The organism is Pedobacter borealis DSM 19626 (assembly GCF_000708285.2).
GTDB classification, from domain to species: Bacteria; Bacteroidota; Bacteroidia; order Sphingobacteriales; family Sphingobacteriaceae; genus Pedobacter; species Pedobacter borealis.
Genome location: NZ_JAUG01000188.1, coordinates 1 through 2,277, shown reverse-complemented (window position 1 = coordinate 2,277; position 2,277 = coordinate 1). Strand labels below are relative to the sequence as shown.

The 2,277-nt window shown below is 39.9% G+C and carries 1 protein-coding gene; it reads left to right on the top strand.

Annotated elements, in window-relative coordinates:
* The first annotated feature begins 461 nt into the window (after nucleotides 1–461).
* Nucleotides 462–1,328: a DUF808 domain-containing protein gene (locus AW17_RS23360; RefSeq protein ID WP_029280785.1), complete on the top strand. Its 867-nt coding sequence runs from the start codon at nucleotides 462–464 to the stop codon at nucleotides 1,326–1,328.
* Nucleotides 1,329–2,277 lie beyond the last annotated feature (949 nt).

The following is a 2,277-nucleotide window of genomic DNA, read 5'->3' as shown; positions in this document are numbered from 1 at the left end:
AACAGCGGTTATTTCTGCCATTAAAGAGTTAAGATGGGTTAATGGCCTGTTCCCGCAGATTACGCTGATCTCCGCTGAGTTTTACACCTTCCATCCCAGGTTAGATAGCCCTGATGGCAGCGGAAATCCCTTTTGGGCATAGGTAGGTTGTTTATCCCAAGGTTTTCCAAAAAGGATTGCAGCGTACAGCAGGACGGAACCCAACCTACGTTTTACTGCTACTGCGATCCAAAGTATCAAAATATTAGTCATCTAGATATGCTTAACAAATAAGTTAAACGCTACATTTAATTATTTAAGAGGATGTTTTTTACGATTATATTTCCGATGACCGGGCACATTAATAGATTTAACCAGCCCTGTCTATAGAATACTGTTTGGTTCATAGAGCTTAAAGATTTAAATATGATTGTTCGAATCTGGAAAGGATTTGATATTTTGCGGCATAATTGATTTTAGATATGGCTTCAGGTTTTTTTGCAATTTTGGATGATATTGGTGCTTTAATGGACGATGTAGCGGTAACAGCTAAGGTAGCGGCCAAAAAGACTGCGGGGATTTTGGGAGATGATTTAGCCGTAAATGCAGAAAAATCAACTGGTTTTCTTTCTTCAAGAGAATTGCCGGTACTATGGACAATCACTAAGGGATCATTTGTGAATAAGCTTATTATTGTTCCAATTGCGCTATTACTCAATTTCTTTTTTCCGGTAGCGATTAAAGTGATCTTGGTACTAGGCGGGTTGTACCTGGCGTATGAAGGGGTGGAGAAAATTGTTGAATATTTTATTCATCGATCAAAGCCCACACATATCGAAGCAAAAGAGGTCATCCAAGAGGGTGATTTGGCAGAAAAAGCGAAGATCAAATCAGCTATTATTACCGATTTTATTTTATCAATAGAAATCGTAATTATTGCTTTGGGAAGCGTGCTCGAAGAAAAGCTGCTTATACAAATTATGACGGTGTCAGCTGTAGCTTTGTTGGCTACCGTTGGTGTTTATGGAATCGTAGCTATTATTGTTAGAATGGATGATGCTGGATATCGCTTAATGAAGGCCTCTGGCGAAAAAGGTATCCTTTCATCCATCGGAAACCTACTGGTCCGTTCTTTACCAGTTATAATAAAAATATTAAGTGTTGTAGGAACGGTAGCATTGATCTTGGTTTCAGGTGGGATTTTTGCACATAATGTTGGCTTTCTACATCATGTTCTTCATACTTTACCTTCAATTCTTAGAGAATTTGCTTTTGGATTAGCCGCTGGACTAGCCTCAGTATTCGTTGTGACTACGGGTAGAAAGCTTCTAGCCATTGTCAGAAAATAAAGTATTGCCAGTATATTATATTAAGAGTGCTTTTGTTTTTTAGCAAAGCAGTTTTGGTGCTACTATGAAGGTTTGTTCCCGCTTTTCATTGCAAGTCCTCGCTGCGCTGCGGGCTTTCCATTGCAATCGGGTTTATTCTGCAGGGGGTTTATTCTGCAGGGTCTTCCGAAGTTTGAAACGGCTGGGCGCGGGAGAAAACTTCGGAAGTCTATTCAGTCACACAAGTTATTGCTGCACTATATATAAGAGTGCTTTTGTTTTTTTAGCAAAGCATTTTTGGTGCTACTATGAAGGTTTGTTCCCGCTTTTCATTGCAAGTCCTCGCTGCGCTGCGGGCTTTCCATTGCAATCGGGTTTATTCTGCAGGGTCTTCCGAAGTTTCGGAGGGCCAAAGCTCAGGGAAAACTTCGGAAGTCTAAGGATAGGGGAGTGCATAAACATTATTTGTTCCAGAAAGTTTTGTCCGGGCTAACATTTTTTCTGTCTGAAAACCATTGGGTTAACAGAATCCCTGTCTTAATCCGTAAAAAAGCTTTGCGTTAGTGTTAATTTTTTCTACTTTTGCATCCCGCTTCGGAGGAAGGGTTTTGAATGAAAGGATGGCGCAGGAGATGGAAAGAGCGGGATTTATTTTAAAATAAATGTTGCAGATGGGGAAAAGATTGCTACCTTTGCAGCCCGGTTCGGAAAGAAGGAAAGCTAAATCAAATTAGCATATTGAAATAAGAGAAGAGGAAAAAAGAGGCCGAAAAAATAAAATTTATTTTATTTGGAAGTTTGGAAAAGATCCTTACCTTTGCACTCCCAACGATAAGGAAGGGCGAAAAAGTTGGAGCAGCGGATGTTGCACAAACAACAAAACAAGATTGAAACAGACGGAAACATGTTTAAGACGAACAAGACTTGAACGAACTGAAGTTTGAAGATATATAAAACGACCGGCCGTGAG

What these genes read in the sequence shown, in the direction of transcription:
- AW17_RS23360 (WP_029280785.1), top strand. Translation starts at nt 462, where the DNA reads ATGGCTTCAGGTTTTTTTGCAATTTTGGATGATATTGGTGCTTTAATG.